Source organism: Roseateles sp. P4_D2 (genome assembly GCF_056401875.1).
Genome location: NZ_JBFUIM010000003.1, coordinates 283,556 through 304,931, shown reverse-complemented (window position 1 = coordinate 304,931; position 21,376 = coordinate 283,556). Strand labels below are relative to the sequence as shown.

Annotated in this window: 17 protein-coding genes; 12 read left to right on the top strand and 5 right to left on the bottom strand. The window is 68.5% G+C overall.

Translation table 11 applies throughout. The features are described 5' to 3' along the window. Positions 1 to 9: 9 nt before the first annotated feature. Positions 10 to 1,080, bottom strand: a complete 1,071-nt coding sequence (locus AC1DW0_RS07145; protein WP_477945258.1) for a porin — start codon at positions 1,078 to 1,080, stop codon at positions 10 to 12. 363 nt (positions 1,081 to 1,443) lie between these two features. Here AC1DW0_RS07145 and mutS point away from each other — a divergent pair, with 363 nt between their 5' ends. The 12 genes from mutS to AC1DW0_RS07085 all read left to right on the top strand — a co-directional run bounded on the left by mutS (position 1,444) and on the right by AC1DW0_RS07085 (position 15,464). Then, positions 1,444 to 4,005 carry a DNA mismatch repair protein MutS gene (gene mutS, locus AC1DW0_RS07140; RefSeq protein ID WP_477945257.1) on the top strand — a complete coding sequence of 854 codons (2,562 nt, stop codon included), beginning with the start codon at positions 1,444 to 1,446 and terminating at the stop codon, positions 4,003 to 4,005. A gap of 5 nt (positions 4,006 to 4,010) precedes the next feature. After that, complete coding sequence (locus AC1DW0_RS07135; RefSeq protein ID WP_457356659.1) at positions 4,011 to 4,829, top strand: substrate-binding periplasmic protein; 819 nt, start codon at positions 4,011 to 4,013, stop codon at positions 4,827 to 4,829. Between the two features lie 72 nt (positions 4,830 to 4,901). Then, positions 4,902 to 5,705: an alpha/beta fold hydrolase gene (locus tag AC1DW0_RS07130; protein WP_477945256.1), complete on the top strand. Its 804-nt coding sequence runs from the start codon at positions 4,902 to 4,904 to the stop codon at positions 5,703 to 5,705. A 58-nt stretch (positions 5,706 to 5,763) separates the two neighbouring features. Continuing rightward, complete coding sequence (locus AC1DW0_RS07125; protein WP_056197248.1) at positions 5,764 to 7,395, top strand: CTP synthase; 1,632 nt, start codon at positions 5,764 to 5,766, stop codon at positions 7,393 to 7,395. A 3-nt stretch (positions 7,396 to 7,398) separates the two neighbouring features. Further along, positions 7,399 to 8,256, top strand: coding sequence for a 3-deoxy-8-phosphooctulonate synthase (kdsA, locus tag AC1DW0_RS07120; protein WP_477945255.1), 858 nt, complete (start codon positions 7,399 to 7,401; stop codon positions 8,254 to 8,256). Between the two features lie 75 nt (positions 8,257 to 8,331). Then, complete coding sequence (locus AC1DW0_RS07115; RefSeq protein WP_056196820.1) at positions 8,332 to 8,619, top strand: DUF1330 domain-containing protein; 288 nt, start codon at positions 8,332 to 8,334, stop codon at positions 8,617 to 8,619. Between the two features lie 5 nt (positions 8,620 to 8,624). Further along, positions 8,625 to 11,282 (top strand): DUF2339 domain-containing protein, encoded by a 2,658-nt coding sequence (locus tag AC1DW0_RS07110; protein ID WP_477945341.1) that lies wholly within the window; start codon positions 8,625 to 8,627, stop codon positions 11,280 to 11,282. Next, complete coding sequence (locus AC1DW0_RS07105; protein WP_457355851.1) at positions 11,263 to 12,525, top strand: DUF3999 family protein; 1,263 nt, start codon at positions 11,263 to 11,265, stop codon at positions 12,523 to 12,525. Before AC1DW0_RS07110 ends, AC1DW0_RS07105 begins: the two co-directional genes overlap by 20 nt. 98 nt (positions 12,526 to 12,623) lie before the next feature. Continuing rightward, on the top strand, positions 12,624 to 13,910 hold the full coding sequence (gene eno / locus AC1DW0_RS07100; RefSeq protein WP_056196812.1) for a phosphopyruvate hydratase: 1,287 nt from the start codon (positions 12,624 to 12,626) through the stop codon (positions 13,908 to 13,910). 3 nt (positions 13,911 to 13,913) lie between these two features. Continuing rightward, complete coding sequence (locus tag AC1DW0_RS07095; RefSeq protein WP_056196809.1) at positions 13,914 to 14,207, top strand: septum formation initiator family protein; 294 nt, start codon at positions 13,914 to 13,916, stop codon at positions 14,205 to 14,207. Continuing rightward, positions 14,207 to 14,815 (top strand): nicotinamide riboside transporter PnuC, encoded by a 609-nt coding sequence (pnuC, locus tag AC1DW0_RS07090; RefSeq protein ID WP_477945254.1) that lies wholly within the window; start codon positions 14,207 to 14,209, stop codon positions 14,813 to 14,815. The genes AC1DW0_RS07095 and pnuC overlap by 1 nt, the downstream gene beginning before the upstream one ends. A gap of 133 nt (positions 14,816 to 14,948) precedes the next feature. Further along, positions 14,949 to 15,464 carry an AAA family ATPase gene (locus AC1DW0_RS07085; RefSeq protein ID WP_457355849.1) on the top strand — a complete coding sequence of 172 codons (516 nt, stop codon included), beginning with the start codon at positions 14,949 to 14,951 and terminating at the stop codon, positions 15,462 to 15,464. A 3-nt stretch (positions 15,465 to 15,467) separates the two neighbouring features. Here AC1DW0_RS07085 and AC1DW0_RS07080 read toward each other — a convergent pair whose 3' ends face one another. From AC1DW0_RS07080 to AC1DW0_RS07065, 4 genes are all read right to left on the bottom strand, one after another. After that, on the bottom strand, positions 15,468 to 15,929 hold the full coding sequence (locus AC1DW0_RS07080) for a hypothetical protein (RefSeq protein ID WP_457324366.1): 462 nt from the start codon (positions 15,927 to 15,929) through the stop codon (positions 15,468 to 15,470). Between the two features lie 189 nt (positions 15,930 to 16,118). Continuing rightward, complete coding sequence (locus tag AC1DW0_RS07075) at positions 16,119 to 19,709, bottom strand: hypothetical protein (protein WP_457355848.1); 3,591 nt, start codon at positions 19,707 to 19,709, stop codon at positions 16,119 to 16,121. Between the two features lie 140 nt (positions 19,710 to 19,849). Next, a complete protein-coding gene (gene hslO, locus AC1DW0_RS07070) occupies positions 19,850 to 20,809 on the bottom strand; it encodes an Hsp33 family molecular chaperone HslO (RefSeq protein ID WP_477945253.1) in 960 nt (319 codons plus the stop codon). Beyond that, positions 20,806 to 21,330, bottom strand: coding sequence for a gamma carbonic anhydrase family protein (locus tag AC1DW0_RS07065; protein ID WP_477945252.1), 525 nt, complete (start codon positions 21,328 to 21,330; stop codon positions 20,806 to 20,808). The genes hslO and AC1DW0_RS07065 overlap by 4 nt, the downstream gene beginning before the upstream one ends. Positions 21,331 to 21,376: the final 46 nt, after the last annotated feature.

Below are 21,376 nucleotides of genomic sequence, written 5' to 3'. Positions count from 1 at the left end.
TTGCGCCGCTCAGAAGCTGTGGCGAACGCCGAATTCGGCACCGCTGCAGTTGCCGCCCGGCACCGTCGTCGCCATACCCACGTTGAAGCGCACGCCAGTGCCCTTGTTGTCGGCGCGGGCGGCGTTGCCATACAGCGCGGTGCGCTTGGACAGATCGTGCACATAGCCGAGCGCGATATGACTCGCGTCGCTGGCCACCCCCTTGGCCCTCAAGGTCGTGTAGGCAAAGCGGACTTCGCCCTGCGGGCCTACCTGCCAGCGCGCGCCCGCCATGCGCGCCGTCGTCTTCGTCGTGCCGACCTTGTTCTCGCCCCACAGTCCCATCAGCTTGACCGGGCCCAACTGCCAGGCCGCACCGACATTGCTCTGCTTGTAGTCGCCCGTCGCATAACGGGTGCGCGTAATCGCGACCGCGGCGTTGAAGGCCTCGTTGCGCCAGCCGATGCGCATGCCCTGCAACTGGCCGTCCCTTTGCGTCGGGCCATCGCCCTGCTCGCCCAAGGCCAGCATCACGTGGGCATAGACACCACCCAGGCCCGGCGGCAGGAAGTAGCCGATGGAGTTGGACGCCCGCGCATTGGTGCGCGGCGTCGTGCCATTGGCGGGCGCGGGATAGAACAACAGCCCCGAACTGGCGACGCCATTGGGGCCGAAGGGATGCATGGTCATCGTCAGGTTGATGAAGGACGGCACATAGTCGCGGCCCAGGCGCAGTTCGCCCCAGTCACCGGACAACTGCACCGTCGCGCGGCGCGCCCAGGTCAGGCCGCCGCTGATGGAGTCCTTGTTGTTGGTGCTCGTCGCACCGCTGCTGCCGTCGTCCACCAACAGGGCCGACTCCAGCCAGAAGCCAACCTTCAGCCCGCCGCCCAGATCCTCGCTGCCACGCACGCCCAAGCGGCTGGAGGCGTTGCCGTCGCTGGTGACCAGGTGGCGCTTGCCGACACCGTCGGCCTTCAGCTGCTGTACGCCGATGTCCATCAGGCCAAAGAGCTGCACGCTCCCCGCCTGCTGCGCCTGCACGCCCACAGCCGCAGTGGCCAGGGCCACAAAGCCCACCCTCCAACGTCCTGTCTTCATGGCGGTCTCCATGTGTTGTTGTGCAGGATCCGGGGCCCACCCTGGTGGGACGGGTATTCATAGCACCAAATACACCGCCACAGCAACATAAAACATATCGGTAGGCATCGTTCGCCAGCGCTCGTTCCGTGGGTGACTGATGGCGCTTTGTCCGTCGCGAAGGCCGATTCCAGCGCTCCAGCGGTTCGCCCTTGTCCAGACGGAGGTTGGCAGCCGGCGCGCCTCGTCGGCAAGCCAGGAGCACAGCGAAGGCTCCGTGGCCGTCGGCCGCTCAACCGACGGGGCAGCCTACTTGGCCGCCGCGTAAACTGTCGCCCATTCTGAAGCCCTCCGCCGGGGGGCTTTGTTATTTGCTCGACGCCGATGACCCAGCCCGCTGACTTCAGCGCCCACACGCCCATGATGGCCCAGTACCTGGGCCTGAAAGCCGACTTCCCGGACACGCTGCTGCTGTACCGGATGGGCGATTTCTACGAAGTCTTCTTTGATGACGCGCGCAAGTGCAACGCGCTGCTGGACATCACGCTGACGCAGCGCGGCCAGAGCGCGGGGCAGCCCGTCGTCATGGCCGGCGTGCCGGTGCACGCGCTGGAGAGTTATCTCGCCAAGCTGATCAAGCTGGGCGAGGCCGTGGCGATTGCCGAACAGGTCGGCGAGGTCGGCGCGAGCAAGGGGCCGGTCGAACGCAAGGTCGTGCGCGTCGTCACGCCCGGCACCATCACCGACACCGAGTTGCTGGCCGACAAGCAGGACGCCGTGCTGCTGGCCGTCTCCGGCCACGGCCGCCGCCATGGGCTTGCATGGCTGTCGCTGACCCAGGGCGAGATCGGCCTGGCCGAATGCAGCGACGTGGAGCTGCCCGCCTGGTTGGCCCGCCTGTCGCCAGCCGAGGTGCTGGTGAACCGCGAGCAGCAGCCGTCGGGCGTCATGAAGGCGCGCTTCCCGGTCACGAACCGGCCGAGCTGGCAGTTCGACGCCGCTTTGGGCCAGCGCAAGCTGTGCGAACAACTGGCCGTGGCCGGCCTGCAGGGCTTCAACGCGCATGAGCTGACGCTGGCTCACGCGGCCGGCAGTGCCTTGCTGGCGTTTGCCGAACACACCCAGGGCCGGGCTCTCGCCCACGTGCGCTCCCTGTGCGTGCAGCGCAGCGGCGAGCTGCTGGACCTGCCGCCCGCCACCCAGCGCAACCTGGAGTTGACGCAGACGCTGCGCGGCGAGCCGAGTCCCACCCTCTTCTCGCTGCTGGACACCTGCAAGAGCGGCATGGGCAGCCGCACGCTGCGCCAGTGGCTGCTGCATCCCAAGCGTGACCGGGCGGAAGCCGTCTCGCGCCACGACGCCATCGCCGCCCTGCACGACGAAGGCTTCGAGCCCCTGCGCGAAGCGCTGAAATCGGTCAGCGACGTGGAACGCATCTCCGCCCGCATCGCCTTGCGCCAGGTGCGCCCGCGCGAGCTGACCGGCTTGCGCGCGACGCTTCAGGTGCTGCCGCAACTGCGCGCTGTGACACCCGCCGCGTTGCGCGACGCCAGCCTGAACCCGCCCGCCGACATCCAGGAGCTGCTGGAGCGCGCCATCGCGCTGGAGCCGGCCATCCTGACGCGCGACGGCGGCGTCATCGCCGACGGCTTCGACGCCGACCTTGACGAGCTGCGCGGCATCCAGCAGAACTGCGACGGCTTCCTTCTCGACCTCGAAACCCGCGAGCGCGCCCGCACGGGCATCGCCAACCTGCGCGTGCAGTTCAACCGCGTGCATGGCTTCTACATCGAGGTGACGCAGGGCCAGGTCGACAAGGTGCCGATGGACTACCAGCGCCGCCAGACGCTGAAGAACGCCGAGCGCTACATCACGCCGGAGCTGAAGGCCTTTGAGGACAAGGCCCTGTCCGCCAACGAGCGGGCGCTGGCGCGCGAGAAGCTGCTGTACGAGCAGGTCATCGACGCCCTGATCAGCCGCCTTGAGCCGCTGACGGCGCTGGGCCGCACGCTGGCCGGCCTGGACGCGCTGGCGGCGCTGGCCGAACGCGCCGTCACGCTGAACTGGTGCCGGCCGGAGTTCGTCACCCAGCCCTGCCTGGAGATCGAAGCCGGCCGCCACCCCGTCGTGCAGGCCCGCCTGCACGAGACCGGCGGCACGGAGTTCATGCCCAACGACTGCAAGCTCGATGCGCGTACCAAGCTGCTCGTCATCACCGGCCCGAACATGGGCGGCAAGAGCACGTTCATGCGCCAGGTGGCGCTGATCGCGTTGCTGGGATCAATAGGCAGCTATGTGCCGGCGACGAGCTGTCGCCTGGGGCCGATGGACGCCATCCACACCCGCATCGGCGCGGCGGACGACCTCGCCAACGCTCAATCCACCTTCATGCTGGAGATGACCGAAGGTGCGGCCATCCTGCATTCGGCCACCGACCAATCCCTGGTGCTGATGGACGAGATCGGCCGCGGCACGTCCACCTTCGACGGCCTGGCACTGGCGTCGGCCATCGCCAGCCACCTGCACGACAAGACGCGCGCGTTCACGCTGTTCGCCACGCACTACTTCGAGCTGACCGAGTTCCCCGCCAAGCATGCGCAGGCGCAGAACTGGCACGTGTCGGCCGTGGAGAGCGGTGAGGACATCGTCTTCCTGCACGAGCTGCAGCCCGGCCCGGCCAGCCGCAGCTATGGCGTGCAGGTCGCCAAGCTGGCCGGCATGCCCGCCAGCCTCGTGCGCCAGGCTCGCGCGACGCTGGAGGCCCTGGAGGCCCGCCAGAACGCGGCCGACGACCAGTTCGACCTCTTCGCCGCCCCGCCCGCGCCGCCGCCCCTGCCCGAGCCCAGCGAGCTGCTGCAGGCGCTGGCCAAGGTCGACCCCGACGCGCTGTCGCCGCGCGAGGCACTGGAAGCGCTGTACCAACTCAAGCGCCTGGCGGCCAGCTGAACGCCATGAACCGGCGCCGCGCCGCATTGGCGCTGTTGTCCACGATGGGCCCCTCCGCCGCCCTGGCTGCGGAGCCCCTGCGCGTCACCATCCCGCAGTTGTCGCCCAGCTCGCAGGAGCACGCAAGCTATTTCCCGCAACTGCTGCGCCTGGCGTTGGAGAAGACGCAGGCCAGCGACGGGGCCTTCGAGATCCAGCACTACGAGCAGCCGATGAGCGGCCAGCGCCAGTTCGTCGAGCTGAAGAACAATGGCGCCATCAACGTCATCTGGGATGGCAGCAACACCAGGCGCGAGGCCGAGCTCCTTCCCGTGCGCTTCTCGCTGCTGCGCGAACTCAACGACTACCGCGTCTTCCTGATCCGCAGGGGCGACCAGGCGCGTTTCCGGGCCGTGCGCACGCTGACCGACCTGAGCCGCTTCACGGCCGGGGCCGGCGAGGGCTGGCCATCGACCGACGTGCTGCGCGCCAACGGCCTGCCCGTGGTCACGTCCGTCAATTACGAACAGCTCTTCGCGATGCTGGGCGCCAGGCGCTTCGACTACATGCCGCGCGGCGTTTATGAGGCCTGGTACGAGCAGCAACAGCACAGCGGCCTGGCCATCGAGCAGACCCTGTTCCTGCACTACGGCGTGCCCTTCTACTTTTTCACCAGCCGCGACAACCCGGCCCTGGCCGACCGCATCGAGCGCGGCCTGCGCGCAGCCCTGGCGGACGGCAGCTTCGACCGCCTGTTCCGCAGCATTCCCGGCTTCAGGCGCAGTCTTGACGAGATCCACGCCGGCAGGCGCCGCGTGCTGGAGCTTGAGCTGCCGCCCGACTGACGGCCACGTCTGGACTCGGCACTCCAGAACTGACGCTGAACAGGTCGCCCGACGCAGGCAAACTGCGCGCCCATGACAACTCGCACGCTGGTCTTCTCTCACGCCAACAGCTATCCCGCCGGCTGCTACCGCGTGCTGTTCGAGCGTTGGCGCGCCGCCGGCTGGCACGTCGAGGCGCTGGATCGCTTTGGCCACGACCCGCGCTTCCCCGTGACTGGCGACTGGCGCCGCCTGCGTGACCAGCTGCTGCATTTCATCGAGCATGAAGTGCGCCCGCAAGGCCAGGTCGCCCTTGTCGGCCACTCGCTGGGCGGCATGCTGAGTTTGATGGCCACCTGCCGCCGACCCGATCTCGTCAGCCGCCTTGTCATGCTGGACTCACCCGTCGTGTCGGGCATGAAGGCCGCGGTCGTTGCGATGGCCAAGACGACGGGACTCATCCACCGCTACGGCCCGTCCAAGATCGCCCGCGAGCGTCGCCATGTCTGGCCGGATCGCGAGGCCGTCTACAAGCATTTCTCAGCCAAGAAGCTTTTCGCCCGTTGGGACCCACGGGTGCTGGCCGACTACATCGACGCCGGTTTCGAAGAGTCGGAAGACGGCCAGGTCAGGCTGCGCTTCACGCGCGAGGTCGAGGCCCACATCTACCGTACCTTGCCCCACCACCTGCCCCTGCTGCTGCGTCTGCGCCCGCCACAGTGCCCGGTGGCTTTCGTCGGCGGTACGCGCTCGGTCGAGCTGCGCCAGGCCGGTGCCGCGGCGTCCAGGAAACTGGCTGGGGAGAACTGGCGCTGGATGGAGGGCTCGCACCTGTTCCCTTTCGAGAAACCTGAGGAAACGGCCGACTTGGCGCTGGAGTTGCTGGGGCCCAATTGACGGGTCTCGTACAATCGCAATTTCCCACCTCAGCATGCTGTTCTGCGTGCTGCAAGACATGACCAAATTCGTCTTCGTCACCGGCGGTGTGGTGTCCTCCCTGGGCAAGGGCATCGCGTCGGCCTCCCTGGCTGCCATCCTCGAATCGCGCGGCCTCAAAGTCACCCTGATCAAGCTGGACCCCTACATCAACGTCGACCCCGGCACGATGTCGCCCTTCCAGCACGGTGAAGTCTTCGTCACCGACGACGGCGCCGAAACCGACCTCGACCTCGGCCACTACGAGCGCTTCATCACCACGCGGATGAAGAAGGCCAACAACTTCACGACCGGCCAGATCTACAAGACCGTGCTCGAGAAGGAACGCCGCGGCGACTACCTCGGCAAGACGGTGCAGGTGATCCCGCACATCACCAACGAGATCCAGGAATACATCAAGCGCGGCGCCGAGGGCGTTGACGTGGCCATCGTCGAGATCGGCGGCACGGTGGGCGACATCGAGTCCCTGCCCTTCCTCGAAGCCGTGCGCCAGATGAGCCTGCGCGCCGGCCCGACCAACACGGCCTATGTGCACCTGACCTATGTGCCCTGGATCGCCGCCGCTGGCGAGCTGAAGACCAAGCCGACCCAGCACACGGTGCAGAAGCTGCGCGAGATCGGCATCCAGCCCGACGCGCTGCTGTGCCGCGCCGACCGCCGCATCCCCGACGACGAGCGCGAGAAGATCTCGCTGTTCACCAACGTCGCCGAGTACGGCGTGATCTCGATGTGGGACGTGAACACCATCTACAAGGTGCCGCGCATGCTGCATGAGCAGGGCCTGGACCAGCTCATCTGCACCAAGCTCCAGCTCAACACCAAGAGCACGGACCTGAGGCGCTGGGACACGCTGGTCTACGAGGTCGAAAACCCCAAGACCGAGATCACCATCGCCATGTGCGGCAAGTACACCGACCTGTCGGACTCGTACAAGTCGCTCAACGAGGCGCTGCGCCACGCCGGCATCCACAACCATGCCGGCGTCAAGATCGAGTACGTCGACAGCGAGACGCTGACGCCCGAGACGGTCGACACGCTGGCCAAGTTCGACGCCATCCTCGTGCCCGGCGGCTTCGGCAAGCGCGGCGTGGAAGGCAAGATCCTGGCCGCCCAGTACGCCCGTGAGCACAAGCTGCCTTACCTGGGCATCTGCCTGGGCATGCAGGTCGCGACCATCGAGTACGCCCGCCACATGGCCGGCCTCGAGAACGCCAACTCCACCGAGTTCGATCCCGACACGCCCCACCCCGTCATCGCGCTGATCGACGAGTGGCAGGACGCCGACGGCAGCATCCAGAAGCGTGACGAGAAGAGCGACCTCGGCGGCACGATGCGCCTGGGCGCGCAGAGCTCCGACGTCAAGGACGGCACGCTGGCCCGTGACATCTATGGCCCGATCGTCACCGAGCGCCACCGCCATCGCTACGAGGCCAACGAGCACTACCTCGACCGCCTGCAGAAGGCCGGCCTCGTCATCTCGGCCATCACCCAGCGCGAGAAGCTGACCGAGATGGTCGAGCTGCCGCGCGAGGTGCACCCCTGGTTCGTGGGCGTGCAGTTCCACCCCGAATTCAAGTCCACGCCCTGGGGCGGCCACCCGCTGTTCACGGCCTTCATCAAGGCCGCGCTGGAACACCATCAAAAGGCCTGATCCATGAAGCTTTGCGGATTCGATGTCGGTATCGACCAACCCTTCTTCCTGATCGCCGGGACCTGCTCGATCGAGGGGCTGCAGATGTCGCTCGACGTCGCCGGCCTGCTGAAGGAAGCGTGCACGGCCCTCGGCATTCCGCTGATCTACAAGGGCTCGTTCGACAAGGCCAACCGGTCGTCCGGCACCACCAAGCGCGGTGTCGGCATGGAAGCCGGCCTGAAGATCCTCGACGAGGTGCGCCGCCAGACCGGCCTGCCGGTGCTGACCGACGTGCACGATGCCTCGCAGGTGGCCGAGGTCGCCAGCGTCGTGGACGTGCTGCAGACCCCGGCCTTCCTGTGCCGCCAGACGGATTTCATCCGCGCGGTCGCGCAAAGTGGCAAGCCGGTCAACATCAAGAAGGGCCAGTTCCTCGCGCCCTGGGACATGAAGAACGTCATCGACAAGGCCCGCGCCGCCGCGCGCGAGGTGGGCCTGTCCGAAGACCTCTTCCTCGCCTGCGAGCGCGGCGTCAGTTTTGGCTACAACAACCTGGTCGCCGACATGACCAGCCTGGCCGAAATGCGCAACACCGGCGCCCCGGTGGTCTTCGACGTCACCCACTCGGTGCAGAAGCCCGGTGGCCTGGGTGGCTCGAGCGGCGGCGCCCGCGAGATGGTGCCCGTGCTGGCCCGGGCTGGTGTGGGCGTCGGCGTGGCAGGTCTCTTCATGGAGACCCACCCGAACCCGGCCGAGGCCTTCAGCGACGGCCCGAATGCCGTGCCGCTCAAGCACATGAAGACGCTGCTGGAGCAGTTGGTGGCGCTGGATCGCGTCGTCAAGCAGCAGCCGCTGCTTGAAAATGATTTCTCCTGCTAAGGGGAAATCATTTCGACGAACTGGCATGCATTGACTTGCGCTTTCGTCAAAACGATTTCAGCTGCTGAGAGATAAATGGCTGCCTACATCCTCGCCAACGTCAAGGTCACCAACCCAGCGCAATACGAGGACTACCGGCGGCTCTCGACGCTGGCCATGAAGCAGCATGGCGCCGAGGTGCTGGTGCGCGGCGGCAAGACCACGGTGCTCGAAGGCGACTGGACACCCGAGCGTGTCGTGCTGCTGAAGTTCCCCACGCCGGAAGCCGCACAGGCTTTCTATGACTCGCCCGAGTACGGTGTGGCGCGTGAGGCCCGCGAGGGCATCGCCGTCATGCGCATGGTGTTGATCGAAGGCGTTTGAGCCCCGTGGCCGTCGTTGCATTGCTGCTGGGCGCGCTGTTCGGCGGCTTCGCCTCGGAGAGTCTGATCGGCGCGTTTCTCGGCGCCGCGGTGGGCTGGCTGGGCTGGCAGCAGATGCAACAGGGGCGGCGCATCGCCGACCTGGAAAAGCAGCTCACAGCCCGCGGACCGGCGCCGGCGCCGCTGCCCGCTCAACCACCCGCTTCAACGCCCCCTGTGGCCGTGCCTCAGCGGACCGAAGCGGTTGTCGCGCCGTTGCCACCTAACGTCGCGACGCCGGTTGCTGCACCGTCGCCGCCCAGGCCGGCACCCCAACCACCGGCCCCGGCGCCCGTCCCGCGCCGTCCCATCCCCATGCCCGCCTGGGCCCAGCGCCTTGCCGCGGCCAACACCATCGTCAAGGTGGGGCTGGCGATGCTCTTCCTCGGCCTCGTCTTCCTCGCGCGTTTCGCGGCAGAGAACGTCACGGTGCCACTGGAAGTGCGCCTGGCCGGCATCGGTGCCACCGGTATTGCGCTGCTGGTCATTGGCTGGCGCTTGAGGCTGCGCTCGCGCGGCTACGGGCTGCTGCTGCAAGGCGGCGGCGTGGCCGTTGTCTACCTGACGCTGTTTGCCGCCGTGAAGCTGGCCGGCCTGGAGCCGCTCGCACTCGTGTTCGCGCTGATGCTGGCCGTCTCGCTGCTGGCGGCACTGCTGGCCGTCAAGCAGGACGCGCAGGCGCTGGCCGTCGTCGCCGCCCTGGGCGGCTATGCCACGCCGCTGCTGCTGTCCACCGGCGGCGGCGCCATCGCCATGCTGCTCGGCTATGACTTCGTGCTGGGCCTGGGCGTGGCGCTCGTCGCCTGGTTCAAGCACTGGCCGCGCCTGAACCTGATCGCCTTCAGCTTCACCGCCCTCATCGCGAGTGCCTGGGGACTGACGGCCTATACGCCCGCCGACTACGCCGTCGCCCAGGGCTTCCTGATCGCCTTCTGGCTGCTGTTCACCGCCGTGCTGCTGATGCCGGGCCGCCGCGCACAAGCACCCGAGGTCTGGCTGCAAGCCACGCTGTTGTTCGGCGTGCCGGTCTTCGCTTCGGCGATGCAGTACGCGCTGCTCAAGCCCGACTCGATGGCCATCGCCTTTGCTGCGCTGCTGATCGGCGCGGCCTACGCGGGCCTGGCCGCCTGGGTGCGGCGCCGCCCGGCCCATGCCCTGGTGTTCGAGGCTTTCATCGCGCTCGGCGCCGTGTTCGGCACGCTGGTCATTCCATTCGCGCTCAGCGCCGAGGCCACCGCCGGTGCCTGGGCACTGGAAGGTGTCGGCGCCGTCTGGCTGGGCTTGCGCCAAGGCCGGCTGCGCGTACTCGCCAGCGGCCTGGCACTGATGGCGCTGGGCGGCTTCACGCTGCTGTGGTCGATGTCCCGCGGCGACCCCGACGGCCTCCATGCGCCATCGCAGCTGTTGAATGCGCTCTTGATCGCCGCCGCCGGGCTGGGCGCCTCGCGCTTCCTGGGCCGTGACGACAGCCGACCGTGGCATGCAGGCATCGCGTTCGCGCTGGTCGGCTGGGGCACGGCGTGGCTCGCAGTCGCGGCGGGCATCGTGCTCGACCAATGGGTGTCGGCATCGCACGAGTGGGCCGTCAGCGTCGCACTGATCGCTGCCGTCAGCGCCGTGCTGCTGAGCCTGCAGGCACTGTGGCGCTGGCCCACGGCCGCGTGGCCGACCGCGCTGCTGCTGCCGGCTTGGGGCCTGCTCGGTATCTTGGGCACGGTGCTGCACGGCGCGCCGCTGTCGGCAGGCGGCGTGTGGGCACTGCCGCTGGCCTGGGTTGCGCAGGCACTCGTGCTGCAACGCACGGCGTCGCACTGGCCCGCGCTGCTGCGCAACGCCACGCATGCCGGCAGCCTGCTGGCATTTGCGCTGCTCGGCGCTCTGCAAGGCCGCCACTGGACGGCCGACCTCGGCGACCCCGGCAGCGCCTGGGGTTGGCTGGGCTGGCTGCTGGTGCCGGCGCTGCTGCTGGCTGCCGTGCTGCGCCAGCAGCGTCGCCCTGCCGATCAACAGGCCTGGCCACTGCGCCTGGCGCCTGCGGCCTATGCCCAGGTGGGCGCTGCCGTGCTGAGCCTGGCACTTTCGGCCTGGGTGCTGATCGCCAACTGGGCCAGCCCCGGCACTGCCCAGCCTCTGCCCTACATCCCGGTGCTGAATCCACTCGATCTCGGCATCGCCGCGGCGCTGCTGGCCGTCGTTGCCTGGTTGCGCAGCCCGGCTGCTGCCGCGCTCAAGCTGCCGCCTTCCTCGCTGGCTGTGCCGGCAGCCCTGGCCTTCCTTTGGCTCAACGGCATGCTGATCCGCTGCTTCCATCACTGGGGCGATGTGCCCTATCACGTCGACGGCTGGCTCGAGTCCCGCGGCGTGCAAACCGGCCTGGCACTGCTGTGGAGCGCCCTGGCCCTGGTGCTGATGCTGCTGGGCACGCGCCGCCACCAGCGCGCGCCCTGGCTGGCCGGCGCCGTGCTGCTGGGCGCCGTCGTGCTGAAGCTGCTGATCTTCGACCTGCAGGGCAGCGGCACCGTGCTGCGCATCGTCTCCTTCATCGGCGTGGGCGTGTTGATGCTGGTCATCGGCTATATCGCGCCTTTGCCGGGCTCTACACAAGATGAGAAAAAGCCTTCTTGAGCTGTTGGTGCTGCTGGCCGCCACATCGGCCACAGCCAGCCCGCACCGCGCGCCGGTGCAGATCACCCAACCCGCGCCCTTCCTGACGCTGGATGCCACGGCCGAAGCCTGGCAGCACAGCCTGGGCAGCGACCTGCGCGACTGGCAGCTGCTCGACGCCCAGGGCCGCCGCGTGCCCTTCGCGCTGCTGCCGGACGACCTGCTGACCATGCCCGAGCGCGAGCTGAAGCTGGCCGCGCTGCCGCCGGCGCCGGTCGCCGCGTCGGCACCACGTCATCGGCTTCCCGCCGGCTGGCTGTTGGACCTGGGCGAGCCGGCCCAATGGCCGGCCGAGCCCCGCCAACTGCGGCTGCGCTGGCCCACCGACGCCGCAGCTTTCCAGGCCGGCTACCGGCTGGAGACCAGCCCCGACCTGCAAGCCTGGCAAGTGCTGGGAACCGGTCAGTTGCTGGGCCTGCGCACGACCGACGGCGCGCCGCTGGCCCAGCCGCTGGTCACCCTGCCAGGCCGTCCGCAACGCTATCTGCGCCTGGTGTGGGACGACGCCACGCGCGCCGTGCAGCCCGAGGCCGCCACCCTGCTGGCCCAACCCGCTGGCGCAGCGCCGCAGCAGCTGGTTCGCAGCTCGCCCTTGCCCGCGCAAGATGCCGATGGCGGCTGGGTCATCCCGCTGGGCGGCCCACAGCCCCTGCTGAGCCTGAGCTTGGCCGGCACGCGGGGCACCTGGGTCCTGCCCGTGCAGGTGCAGACGCGCTCGGGCCCGAAAGCGCCCTGGCAGACCATCGCCCGCAGCGTGTTCTACCGCGTGGAGCGAGGCGATGCCCCCGCCGACATCGCCCCTGCGTTACCGCTGGGCATCGGTGCCAGCGAGTTGCGTCTGCTGCCGCCGCGCGGCACCGCATTGCCGCCCGCCGACAGCCTGCGCCTGGACTGGGCCGTGCGCGTCACCCGCCTCGTGTGGGCTGCCCAGGGCGAACCGCCTTTCAGCCTGCAGGTGGGCGCCGCAGCGCCAGAGACCGGCCCGCACTCGCTGGCCGAAGTGGTGCCCGACTGGCAGCGTGAGCAGGCCCGCCTGGGCCGAGCCCAGCTTGGCGCCTTCACACCCCAGGCCATGCCAGCCGCGGAACCCGCTCTACCCCCGCGCCGCCTGCTGCTGTGGGCCGTGCTGGGCGTGGGCGTCGTGCTGCTCGCGGCCGTCACCTGGCGGCTATGGCGCCAGGGACCGACGCAGCCCAGCACTTAAACTCCCGCCCCAACGCACCGGCCGCTTGTTGTGACACGGTAACGCCCGCTTGGCACACTTGCGCCCGCCCGAATTTTTCACTTCCTGGAGACAACCCCATGAGCGCAATCGTTGACATCGTCGGTCGAGAAATCCTCGACAGCCGCGGCAATCCCACCGTCGAATGCGACGTGCTGCTGGAGTCCGGCGTCATGGGCCGCGCGGCCGTGCCGTCGGGTGCGTCCACCGGTTCGCGCGAGGCCATCGAGCTGCGCGACGGCGACAAGAGCCGTTACCTGGGCAAGGGCGTGCTGAAGGCCGTCGAGCACATCAACACCGAAATCTCCGAGGCCGTGCTGGGCCTGGACGCCTCCGAGCAGGCCTTCCTGGACAAGACCCTGATCGACCTGGACGGCACCGAGAACAAGAGCCGCCTGGGCGCCAACGCCATGCTGGCCGTGTCAATGGCCGTGGCCCGCGCCGCGGCCGAAGAGTCCGGCCTGCCGCTGTACCGCTACTTCGGCGGCATGAACGGCTGCCAGCTGCCGGTGCCGATGATGAACGTCATCAACGGCGGCGCCCACGCCAACAACTCGCTGGACCTGCAGGAGCTGATGATCGTCCCCGTGGGCGCGCCGAGCTTCCGTGAAGCGCTGCGCTGGGGTGCCGAGGTCTTCCACGCGCTGAAGAAGATCCTGCACGACAAGGGCATCTCCACCGCCGTCGGCGATGAAGGCGGTTTCGCGCCCAGCGTCGAGAGCCATGAAGCAGCCATCCAGCTGATCCTGCAGGCCATCGACAAGGCCGGCTACCGCGCCGGCGACCAGATTGCCATCGCCCTGGACTGCGCTGCCAGCGAGTTCTACAAGGACGGCAAGTACGTGCTCGAAGGCGAAGGCGGCATCCAGCTGACCGCGCAGGAATGGACCGACATGCTGGCCACCTGGGTCGACAAGTACCCCATCATCTCCATCGAAGACGGCATGGCCGAAGGCGACTGGGACGGCTGGAAGATCCTGACGGACCGCCTGGGCAAGAACGTGCAGATCGTTGGCGACGACCTGTTCGTCACCAACACCAAGATCCTGCAGGAAGGCATTTCCAAGGGCATCGCCAACTCCATCCTGATCAAGATCAACCAGATCGGCACGCTGACCGAGACCTTCGCCGCCATCGAGATGGCCAAGCGCGCCGGCTACACGGCCGTCATCTCGCACCGCTCGGGCGAGACCGAGGACAGCACCATCTCCGACATCGCCGTCGGCCTGAATGCCGGCCAGATCAAGACCGGTTCGCTGTCGCGCTCGGACCGCATGGCCAAGTACAACCAGCTGCTGCGCATCGAAGAAGACCTGGGCGACGTCGCCTTCTATCCCGGCCGTGCCGCCTTCTACAACCTCAAGTAAAGCTTGAAGGCGCTTGCCGCGGTCCTGGCGATCTTCCTGATCGCCATCCAAGCCCAGCTCTGGGTGGGCCGGGGCAGCATTCCGCACGTCGCTCAGCTCCGGGAGGAGCTGAGCCAGGCCCAGGCCGACAACGACAAGGCCCGGGCCCGCAACGCCCAGTTGCAGGCCGAACTGCGTGATCTGCGCGAAGGCCTGGAGATGGTCGAGGAGAAGGCCCGCTTCGAGCTGGGCATGATCAAGTCCGACGAAGTTTTCGTGCCGCTGGCGCCGGCTGCAGCGTCTTCCATCAAGCGCTGATGCTCGCCACCACCTGGGCGGCGCTTCTTGCGCCGGCCTTCTCAGCATTCGGCAGCCCCATTTCCTGGCTGGAGCTGGTCGCCTTCGTGCTGGCCGTCTGGATGGTCGTGTGCAATATGCGCGTCCACCTGCTGGCCTGGCCGCTGGCCCTCATCAGCTCGCTGATGTATTTCGCGCTGTTCTGGGACGGCAAGCTCTATGGCGAGGCCGCACTGCAACTGGTGTTCGCCGCACTGGCGCTGTGGGGTTGGTGGCAATGGCGCTTTGGCCGCACGCGCGAGGGCGAGGCGCTGAAGGTACGCCGCCTCGGCCTGCAAGGCCTCGTCAAGCCCGCGCTGCTGACGCTGGCCGCCTGGCCCTTGCTCGGCGTCTTTCTCGCGAAGAACACCGACAGCCCCCTTCCCTACTGGGATGCTTTCCCCACCGTCGCCAGCCTGCTTGGCCAATGGCTGCTGGCGCGCAAGTACGAAGAGAACTGGCCGACCTGGATCGTCGTCAACGTGGTCAGCGTCGTGCTCTTTGGCCTCAAGGGCTACTGGTTGACCGTCATCCTCTACGCGGGCTTCATCCCGATGAGCGTGATCGGCTGGCGCGCCTGGAGAAAATGAGCTCACCCCCTACGCGCTGCGCGCGCCCCCTTCGAGGGGGCACTGCCAGTGGCCCGGCAAAGCCGGTTCCACGGCAGTCGCTTGGCCAGCCACCACACGGCGAACTTGGCCACGCACAATTTGCGGAGCCTTCATGGCAAGGATGATTGCCTTGTTGGGTGCCGAATGCACCGGCAAGTCCACGCTGGCCGAGGCATTGGCACGGCAATTCAATGCCGGGCTCGTCAGCGAATACCTGCGCGAATGGTGCGACGCCCATGGCCGCACACCGCTGCAGCACGAGCAGGCCCACATCGCTGCCGAGCAGGCCGCGCGCATCGAGGCCGCGGCGCGGGCGCATGAACTGGTCTTCTGCGACACCACGCCGCTGATCACGGCACTGTGCAGCCAGCACTACTTCGGCGACGACAGCCTGCTCGTCCCCGCGCTGGCCTTCCAGCGCCGCTGCGCGCTGACGCTGCTGTGCGCGCCTGACCTCCCCTGGCTGGCCGACGGCATCCAGCGCGACGGCCCCGAGGTGCGGTCGCGTTTCGACGGCCGGTTGCGCGCAGCACTGTCGACCCAGGGCCTGCCCTGGGTCGACATCTGCGGCGACGAAGCGAGCCGTCTCGCTCAGGCCGCGCAGGCCGTGGGCGCACCGGCCCGCTGAGCTTCACTTCGCCTGCAACTGCGACAGCGCGTCGACGGATCGATTGACGGCGCGGTCCAGCGTGGCGGCCAGTGGCGTGCCGGCATTTTCGGCGGAGATCGCCGACAGCTTGGCCGCAAAGCCCAGGTGCAGCTCGGCCAGCCAGTTCGGATGCGGATCGGGCTCGGGCACGGGCGGCCAACCAACGGGGAACTTGATCTTGCGCGGTTGCGTGGGGCACCAGTCGTCCAGATCCTGGCCCATGGTCTTCCAGTTCAGGCCCAGTCGGTCGCTCACCCAGGCCATGTGGGCGAACTCCTGCGCCAGCGCCGCGCCAATGTGCTCGGGCGGCAGCGGCTGGGGATTCAATGCCACGGCGCTGACGCGATCATGCACGGACAAGCCCTGGGGCCCGCGTGGGATGACGTCGAAGATGGCCGGTAGTCGGCGGCCGATCAGGGCCAGCAGTCGTTGATCGGATGTCATGCTTCACTCCAGTGACCGGCATGGAACGGCGATGCCGGGAGCGCCCGACGGGGGCCTCGAATCGGGGCGGCCGCTCTAACAGGCTAGTCGCCCTGACAGCAAACACCATCGTATGGAGGGGGGAAGTGCAGACCGGTCGGCCCGCGGTTCTAGGGCTTGAAATTGCCGGATCGCATCAGCGCGGCTGTTCTAGCGGCCGAGCAGCAGGTAGTCGAACAGCTGCGTGCCGCCCGCCCCCCCCAGGGGCACGAGGATGGCCTTGAGCAGGGGCTGGTCGAAGAAGGAGGCGAACGCACCGCACTGCTCGTTCTCGACCGACGCGATCAGCCGCTTGTAGGGCTCGACGAGGTCGGACAGCGGTTTGCCGCTGCCCGCCAGCCAGCGCAGATCGGCCTGCATGGACGCCAGCGCCCGGCGGCGCGTCGTCTCGGCGGCACGCTTGAGCAGCAGCGTCAGGCCGATCAGCGCGGCGATGTAGAAGCTGACGCCGACGGCGATGGCCGGCGTTAGCGACCAGTTGTCGAACAGCCGGCTGCGCGCGACGACCAGCAACGCCAGCACGACGAACGGACCTATGACGAGGCGGGCCACCGGCGTGCTGCGCCGAGCCACGACCTGGATGTCGATCCAGTCGTCGAGCAGCGTGTGCACCGCGAAGCCGCCGCCGTCCTTGCTGCGGTCCTCGGGCCGGGCGCTGAAGCGCTGCGCCCACAAGGCCCTGTGCTCCTCGCCCAGGGACTTGGCAAACATCTCGATAGTGCTTTCGGGATAGAAAGTGCGCCCGGCATTCATGTGATGCACGAAGCGCACCAGCAGCACCGTCGCGTCGGCCACCGCGACGATGAGCAGCGGCAGCAGCAGCAGGATGGCGTAGAGCGTGGCACTCACCATCTGGCGGTGCTCGTCGCCGCGCACGGGCACCTCGGGAATCTGCCCTTCGGACAGGCACAGGAAGAGCAGCCCGACGCAGCTCAGCGTGAGCCCGTACCAGACCAGGGTGCGTGCGGCGCGCGGGCGGGCCTCGCCGCGCTCGCCGTACTCCTGCCAGAGCTCGTCAAAGTCGCAGCTGTAGCCGACGCCGGGCTTCCAGAACAACACGCTGACATGCTCGAACCAGCCGCGCAACAGCTGGCGCATGTCGCTGCGCACGACGGGCTTGGGCACGGGCCGCGGCAGCCGCAGCCAGTCGGAGTCGTGGCGGAGCTGGTTGAGCGAGTCGGCCCAGGCCCAGTCCAGCGTCCACAGGATGGCGAACAGCGCCAGCAGGTGGATGAGATGCGAAGGCCAGGCGCTGACGCCTTCCAGCCAGGCCACCGGCTCGCAGCTGTCGCAGACGCCGGCCTGGTTCCATCCGCCGGCCGGCCAGGCCAGCCACAGCCAGACCCCCACCACCAGCAGCACGACGACGAGATGCAGGCGGTCGACGCCAGCGCGCTGGTCGGGCGGCGCTGGCTGCTCGCGCCGCGCCAGCAGCAAAGCCGGCAGCACGGCCAGCAGTGCCCCGAAAGCAGCCAGGCTGGCCAGCAGCAGGGCATGAACGAAACCGAGCTGGCTGGGCAGCAGGAATTCGATGAGGCTGGCCAGCACGTAGGCGAACACGCCGGCATGCAGGGCCACCAGCACGATGGACGTCATGTCCATCTGCGGCTGGTTGTCCATCGTCGGCTCGCGCAGGAAGACACGGCGCGCCTGCCGGATCGCCGGCGTGGACGGCCAGACAAGCAGCGCGCAACTCATCACGACCACCATCAGCACGGCCAGGCCGTGGCGCCCCGCGCTCGGTGGCGTCGGCTGGGCCTCCAGCGCATAGCCAGCCAGCGGCACTGCGCTGGAACGGCCCACCTCGTACAGCGAGGGCTTCTGCAGGGCCGGCTCCAGCGACAGCCTCTCGTCGCGCTTGCAGCTCTCGCTGCGGCAGCCGGCCCGGCGGGCGGCGGCATAGGTGCTGGCCTGGTAGATGTCGCGCAGCGGCGGCGTGCCGGCCTGCAGGTCGACGGCGCCGTGCGGTGCCCCTGCCGCGGGCGGGTAGAAGGCCAGCGGCAGGCTGCTGGCAACGACCAGGTTGCGCGTGAAGGCCTGGGTGCGGGGGTGCAGATAGCGCGCATCCATGTCCGTCGTGAAGAACATGCGGTCGGAGAAATCCTCGTGCAGGGCCTGCAGAACGAGCAGCTTGTCGTGCACGTCGTTGGCAAAGATGCCGATGGCACCGATGGGCAGGCGGCTTGAGTCGGCCTCGCTGCGCTTGAGCCCGGCCCCGAGGCGGCGCAGATAGTCGAGCTGGTCACGGCTCTCGGGCCATTCCAGCGGCGCGCTCTTGGCCGCCGGCCCGGCTGCGGCGGCGGTGCCGGCCTCGCGCGTCGTGATGCCGTCGATGCCACGGAAGAAATAGATGACCTCGATCTTCAGCGGCTGGCTCTGCGGCCGCCCCTCGGGCAGGCGGTAGCGCAGCTCGCTGACCAGGGACTGGGCATAGAGGGAATCCCGCTCGGCAACGATGACGACGCGCCGGCCCTCATGCGGCAGGCGCAGGCCGAGCTCGGCGACGATGCGCTTGATGAGCTCGGCGTCGGTGCCGATGGTGCGCACCATCTGCACCGGCCGCACCGGGTTGACGCCGGTGATGCGGTTGAACTGGTCGGTGACGAAGGACTCGAGCTTCTGGTCGCTGAGCTCCGCGATCATGCTGTTGGGCGCCGTCGAGGCCGAGTTGTAGAACTCGGCACGCGACAGCAGCTCGTAGCCCTCCTGCAGGTCGGGCGCGAGACCCCGCACGGCACCCGCCACGCCCGAGCTGCAGCGTGCGGCCGCCGCGCTGGCCGCAGGGCTGAGGGCATCGGCGGCGGCGTTCTTGCGGTCGGCCGCGCAGCGCAGGTCCATCAGTGCGGCGCGCAGCGCGTCGGTCGACGAAGGGCCGATGACGGCCAGGCTGGGCAGGCGCTGCCCGTCTGATCCACCCGGTGCCGCAAGGTCGCGGGCCGGCCTGCCCATCAGCTGCTGGGTCAGCCGGGCCAGGGCATCCAGCTTGCGGTTGGGCAGGGAATTCTCGTCCACCCACAGCAAGGCGATCTGGCCATAGCGGCGCGGCTTGTCGGCCTTGGCATCGCCCTCGCCGTCGGGCTTGCGGCGGTGCTCCGAGCGCGCCGACAGCAGCTCGTAGGGCACGACGAAGTTGTCCTTGGCCGCGCGCGCCTGCTTGTCGGCGGCAGCGGGCCGGGAGGCCGCTGATGCTGCTGAAGCCACTGACGCCGCCTCGGCCGGAGCGGCCGCCTCCAGCAGGTTGAACTCCAGCAGGCTGAGCCGCTCCGCGTTGTCGGGCACATAGTCCTGGGCCAGCAGGCCGGCCAGCGTCGCGTAGCGCACACGCCGCCGCGCCTCCTCGGCACCCACGAAATCGGCGCCGGGCAGCAGGCCCATGATGATCAGCGTGTCATCCAGGCGCTGGTCGTGGTCGCGGTCCAGCTTGGCCAGCATGCGCTGCGGGTCACGCACCTCGGCCACGCGGTCGCGGCAGTCGATGTCCAGGGTTTGCGAGGTTTGCTTGCGCACGCGCTCGCAGCGCTCCGCCCGTTCCGTCTCGTAGCGGCGCAGCGCCGTGAAGGGGTCTTCCCACAGGCGGGCGTTGACGTCCAGATCCGGGTCCAGCGGCGCCTGGGCGCGGGCCTTCTCGGCGGGCCGCAGCGGTTCGAAGGCATGGGGCACGAGCTGGGTGCTGGCCACGAAGGCCACCAGCACCGCGGCACTTGCCCACGGGAAGCTGCCAAATCCGCCCTTGTCGGCCACTGTCGCCTCCTGGCCCTTTCAAGAAGGGGCCAAAAGGCGAAAGTCTCAGCTCGGGGCAGTGGCGTCAATCACTAGGCTGCCGGGCATCCTCAGAAGGCATGAGGCCCGTTGCGCAATGGAAACGCTGAACGACCTCAGAACTATTGAAGCGTGCCTTCGGCGCCGTCCGGCTGGCGTCCGGCGGGCGTGAACAGCGCGCCGACATCCACCGCGTCGAAGCGGTAGTGCCGGCCGCAGAAGTCGCAGCCGATCTCGATCTCGCCGCGCTCGGCCAGCACGCTGTCGGCCTCGTCGCGGCCCAGGCCGCGAAGCATCTGGCTCACACGCTCCCGCGAGCAGGTGCAGGAGAAATGCGGCGCCTGGGGCTCGAAACGGGTCACCGTCTCCTCCCAGAACAGGCGGCGCAGGATGGTGTCGGCGTCCAGCGTCAGCAGCTCTTCGGCGGTCAGCGTGCCCGCGAGGATGGCGACGCGGTTGAAGCCCTCGGACAGCCCGATGTCATCCTCGTTGCGTTTTCCTTCGAGGTTGCCCTCGCCTTCGACCGGCAGCCGCTGGATCAACAGGCCGGCGGCGATGTCGCCATTGGCGGCCAGCACCAGCCGGGTGTCGAGCTGCTCGGACTGCAGCATGTAGTGCTCCAGCACTTCAGAGAGCTTGTACAGCGGCTCGCGGTGGTCGCCGTGCAGGGGCACGACGCCCTGGTAGGGCTGCTGGCCGGGGAACTTGTCCTTGGGATCCAGCGTGATCGCGCAGCGGCCCTGGCCGTGCACGTTCAGCATGCTGGGCAGGTCGGCCCCGGGCGCGAGCTCGCCGATGCACTTGGCCGTCGCGCGAAAGCTCAGGTCGGGCTGAGCCTCGGCCACGGCGAGCTTGACCGGGCCGTCGCCAAAGATCTGCAGCACCAGCGCGCCGTTGAACTTGATGTTGGCCTGCATCAACACCGCTGCGGCGCTCATCTGGCCGAGCAGGTCGCGCAGTTCGGGCGGGTACTCCTGGCCGGGCTCACGGCGGCTCAGCAGTTCGCGCCAGCCCTCGGTCAGGCGCACGAGCATGCCGCGCACCGGCAGGCCGTCGAACAGGAATTTGTGCAGTTCACTCATCGGATTCTTTTCAGGCCGGCCGCATAACGGCGGCCGTTGTTGACGTAATGGGCCGCGCTGGCCTTGAGCCCGGCGACCTGCGCCTCGCTCAGTTCACGCACGACCTTGGCCGGCGCACCGACGATCAGCGAGCCATCCGGAAATTCCTTGCCTTCGGTCACCAGCGCGCCGGCGCCGACGATGCAATTGCGGCCGATGCGCGCGCCATTCAAGACCACGGCGCCGATGCCGATGAGGCTTTCGTCGCCGACCGTGCAGCCATGCAGCATGACCTGGTGGCCCACGGTGACGTTCTCGCCGAGGACGAGCGGGAAGCCGTGGTCGGCATGCAGCACCGAGCCGTCCTGGACGTTGCTGCCCGCGCCAATCGTCAGCGTGTCGCTGTCGCCGCGCAGCACCGCGTTGAACCAGATGCTGACGCCCTCACCCAAGGTCACGCGGCCGATGACCTCGGCGCTGTCGGCCACCCAGGCGGAATCAGCCACGTCGGGGAGGTGCTCGTCGAGCTGGTAAATCGCCATCGCGGCCTCGCGCAAAACGCGCAAAAGGGCGGATTTTAGAATCCCG